Below are 3946 nucleotides of genomic sequence, written 5' to 3'. Positions count from 1 at the left end.
CCCGAGAAAGACAGCCACCGCCAAGCCTCTCGATCGCTGCAGATAATAGGCAAGCAGTGCAATCAGCGCGATGAGAAGGACCGGCGGTACCAACAGCAGCGTGTCGACCACTCCATCGAGCAGGAAATTCAAGCCGCCGGAGAGGCCGCGGAAGAAGGTGTTGAAATTGTCGGTAAGGAAGGTGAAGAACGCTTTGCCCCACTCGCCTATGGGGATTTTATAACTGACAAAGAATTTTGAAATCGGATCCATCTTGCCCCTCTTTGGCAGTCGCCGTCCTTGCCGGACGGTCATCTTGTCACAGGATATGAAAAAGGGCAGCCCTTTCTACAGTGACTGCCCTTCTTGATCGGTCACGCCGAACGCAAGACCTGCTCAGCTTCCGAGCGCAGTCTTCACGGCTGCAGCGGCGTCGCCGCCATCGAAAGTGGTCACGCCGGCAATCCACGGAGCAACCGCGTCCGGATGCTTCTTGAGCCAGTCGGTCGCAGCCGTATTGGCGTCAGCGCCCTTGAGGATCGCGTCCATTATCTCGCCTTCCATATCGAGATTGAACTTCAGGTTGGCGATGAACTTGCCGGCATTCGGGCACTCGGTGGTGTAACCCTTGCGCACATTGGTATGGACAGTGGCGGCGCCGAAGCCGCTGTCGCCCATGCCATCGAGATAGGTGATCTTCATGGCACCCATCACCGGATGCGGCGTCCAGCCGAGGAAGGCGATCCATTCATTGCTCTTCATCGACTGCTCGGCCTGCGTCAGCATCCCGGCCTCCGAGGATTCGACCAGCTCGAAGCCTTCGAGGTTGTCTTTCGGGTTCTTGATCATGTCGAGGATGATGCGGTTGCCGTCATTGCCGGCCTCGATGCCATAGATCTTGCCGTTGAACTTGTCCTTGAACTTGCCGATATCGGTCAGCGATTTCACGCCGGCGTCAGCGACATAGGTCGGCACGACGATACCGTAGCCGGCGCCGGTCAGGTTGGTGCTGATCGTCTCGACCGAGCCATCGGCGGTATAGTCCTTGATGTCGTTGGTCATCGACGGCATCCAGTTGCCGAGGAACACGTCGAGATCCTTGTTCTTCAGCGACGCCATGGTCACCGGCACCGACAGCTGGATCGTCTGCGGCTCATAGCCGAGCGCGGTCAGCAGCACGGAGGCGATGCCGGTCGTCGCCTGGATGTCGGTCCAGCCGACATCGGAAAGGCGCACCGCCTTGCAGCTCGCCGGATCGCCGGCAAAGGCAGCGCTGGTGGACAAAAAAGCCGCCAGACCGAGGCCGGCGACGAAAGAGTTCATACGCGACATAGACAGTCTCCCATTGTGATTCTTTGGCGAAGCGTAGCTACGGTTTCTATGCCCGCCTTGTTTCGTCAGCCAAACACCATTCTGGTGTGGTTTCAAGCATTAAGACAATCGCGATCAACGGCGCGGGCTGGCCAATCAGCGACACATCAGGCGCTTTTGCCATGCCGGACGGTTTTTTCGAAGACGGGCCGGCTTTTTCAGGGGAATGCGGGCGACCGCCCCTCCCCGTATCAGGGCAAGTCGGCTTAAAAGAGCGGCATGGCCAAGCTCTACTTTCACTATGCGACCATGAACGCCGGCAAGACGACGATGCTCTTGCAGGCCTCTTACAATTATCGCGAGCGCGGCATGGGCACGATGCTGTTCGTCGCCGGCCACTACCGCAAGGGCGACACCGGCCTGATCTCGTCGCGCATCGGCCTGGAGACGGAAGCCGAGATGTTCCGCGATGGCGACGATCTGTTCGCCCGCGTCACCGAGCATCACGCGCATACGTCAGTGCATTGCGTCTTCGTCGACGAGGCGCAGTTCCTCGAGGAGGAGCAGGTCTGGCAGCTCGCCCGCATCGCCGACCGGTTGAACATCCCGGTCATGTGCTACGGCCTGCGCACCGATTTCCAGGGCAAGCTGTTTTCCGGCTCGCGCGCGCTGCTGGCCATCGCCGACGATTTGCGCGAAGTGCGCACCATCTGCCGATGCGGCCGCAAGGCGACGATGGTCGTGCGCCTCGGCCCCGATGGCAAGGTGGCTCGCCAGGGCGAGCAGGTGGCAATCGGCAAGGATGTCTATGTCTCGCTCTGCCGCCGCCACTGGGAGGAAGAGATGGGCCGCGCCACGCCAGACGATTTCATCGGCTTTATCAAAGGCTGACTCTGTCTCTTGGTTATTGGAGCAATTCCAGGGGAAGCGCTATGTGCTTTCCCTGGAATTGCTTCGGGCTCACACGGTCGAGACACGCCGTCTTGGAAACCGCCAGCCAAGCCGCACACCAAGCGTTGCCAGCGCAATCAGTGCCATGCCGGCTGCCTGCGCCGGTCCGAGCGGATGCCCATAGATAGCCCAGTCGACGATGATGGCGACGACCGGGTAGATGAAGGTGATGACGCCGATCACCGGTGTCGTCAGGCGTGGGAAGGCCGAATTCATCAACACGTAGGCGATGCCAGTGTGCAGCACGCCGATGCCGAGCAGCCAGCCCCATGATGCAGGCGCAATATGTTGGCCGACGCCGGCGAACGGGGCGAGCATGACGACCCCCACCACCGTTTGGCAGAGTACCGTGATTTCGGCGCGCTGCTGGCCCAGGCCTTTGGCTAGGATCGTTGTAACGGCATAGAGCAGTGCGCCGCCCAGCGTCAGCGCAATGCCCGGCACCCAGTTGGCATCGGCATGACCGTGCGCGAAAACGAGGCCGCTGGCCAGCACGACGCCGAGAAACGCACCGAGCATCCACAGCAGTTGGTCGGGCGAGATGCGTTCCCTTAGGAAAACCACGCCGATCAGGACCACGAAGAACGGCTGGATATGGTAGATAATCGTCGTCGTGGCGATCGACGTCATGGCGAAGCCGGCGAAGAAGGCTGTCCAGCTCAGCACCATGCACACGCCGGCAAGTGCTGCAAGGGCAAGCCGGGACGGCAACAGCGTCCGATCCGGCAGGTAGCCGCGCAACAGGCACCATATGAGAAGGAAGATCGCGCCGAACACACATCGCCAGAAGACGACGGTGACGGGATGCAGCCCCGATTCCGTGGCGAAGGCGCCGACCGTGCCTGCGATCACCATTGCCAGAGCAAGGCTCGCGGCCGGGAAGCGGGCTGTCGAGGCGTCCGTCATGTGGTGGTTCCCAGCGATCCCAACCATCTGGTCACTGGCGCCACCTTCAAACAAGCGAATAGATTTGGAATGATCTATTCGATATGCTGATAGCACCATGGCCACGCCACTCGATCTCAACCTGCTGAAAACCTTCGTCGCCGTCGTCGAGAGCGGCAGCCTTTCCAATGCAGCACCTCGGGTCGGCCGCAGCCAGTCGGCGGTCAGCATGCAGATGCAGCGGCTGGAGGAGATGGTCGGCAACCAGCTTCTGGTGCGTGGTCCCAGAACCGTCACTCCCAATGCGATCGGCGAGGATTTCCTGATCTATGCGCGCCGGTTGCTGAAACTGTCGGATGAAGCCTGGGCAAGCGTCACCCGGCCCAAGGAGACAGGCAGCGTCCGCTTGGGGGTGCCCGACGACTATGCCGCCTTCCTCCTGCCGCCCGTGCTCTCACGATTCGCGGCGGAGCATCCCCTGGTGACGGTGGAGTTGATCTGCGAACAGTCGACCGCGCTGGTGAAGACGCTGGCGGAGGGGCGGCTGGATCTGGCGATCATCACCCGCTTGCCGGAGCAGCCGCTTGAGGTGATCCGGCTGGAACGCTTCGTCTGGGTCGCCTCGCCCAACCATGTCGCCTGGGAGGCCGACCCGCTTCCGGTCGCCTTGTTCGAACCGGGCTGCGCCGCCAGGATGAATGTCCTGCAGGCGCTTGGCGATGCCGACCGCTCCTATCGCTGTACCTATTCAAGCGCCTCTCTGCTTGGCCTGATCGCCGTCGTCCAGGCCGGGCTCGCGGTGGCTGGCCTTGCGATGCGC

At 61.5% G+C, this 3946-nt stretch carries 4 protein-coding genes and 1 pseudogene; 2 read left to right on the top strand and 3 right to left on the bottom strand.

Annotation, left to right across the window (positions count from 1 at the left end; translation table 11 throughout):
* Both EN906_RS25765 and EN906_RS25760 read right to left on the bottom strand, forming a co-directional pair.
* Window positions 1-252: pseudogene (locus EN906_RS25765) on the bottom strand (choline ABC transporter permease subunit); the annotation flags it as partial.
* A gap of 123 nt (window positions 253-375) precedes the next feature.
* Window positions 376-1311: a choline ABC transporter substrate-binding protein gene (locus EN906_RS25760; protein WP_127266554.1), complete on the bottom strand. Its 936-nt coding sequence runs from the start codon at window positions 1309-1311 to the stop codon at window positions 376-378.
* A gap of 258 nt (window positions 1312-1569) precedes the next feature.
* On the opposite strand from EN906_RS25760, the gene EN906_RS25755 reads away from it, so the two are divergent.
* Window positions 1570-2181 carry a thymidine kinase gene (locus EN906_RS25755; protein ID WP_127266553.1) on the top strand — a complete coding sequence of 204 codons (612 nt, stop codon included), beginning with the start codon at window positions 1570-1572 and terminating at the stop codon, window positions 2179-2181.
* Window positions 2182-2250: 69 nt separating this feature from the next.
* On the opposite strand, the gene EN906_RS25750 is transcribed toward EN906_RS25755, so the two are convergent.
* Complete coding sequence (locus EN906_RS25750) at window positions 2251-3147, bottom strand: DMT family transporter (protein WP_127266552.1); 897 nt, start codon at window positions 3145-3147, stop codon at window positions 2251-2253.
* Between the two features lie 97 nt (window positions 3148-3244).
* Here EN906_RS25750 and EN906_RS25745 point away from each other — a divergent pair.
* A partial coding sequence (locus tag EN906_RS25745; RefSeq protein WP_127375472.1) for a LysR substrate-binding domain-containing protein occupies window positions 3245-3946 on the top strand: 702 nt, incomplete at its 3' end.

The organism is Mesorhizobium sp. M7A.F.Ca.CA.004.06.1.1 (genome assembly GCF_003999135.1).
In the GTDB taxonomy this organism is placed as follows: Bacteria; Pseudomonadota; Alphaproteobacteria; order Rhizobiales; family Rhizobiaceae; genus Mesorhizobium.
Note: the sequence above shows the minus strand (reverse complement) of the source record. Positions and strands in the feature narration are given on the sequence as shown.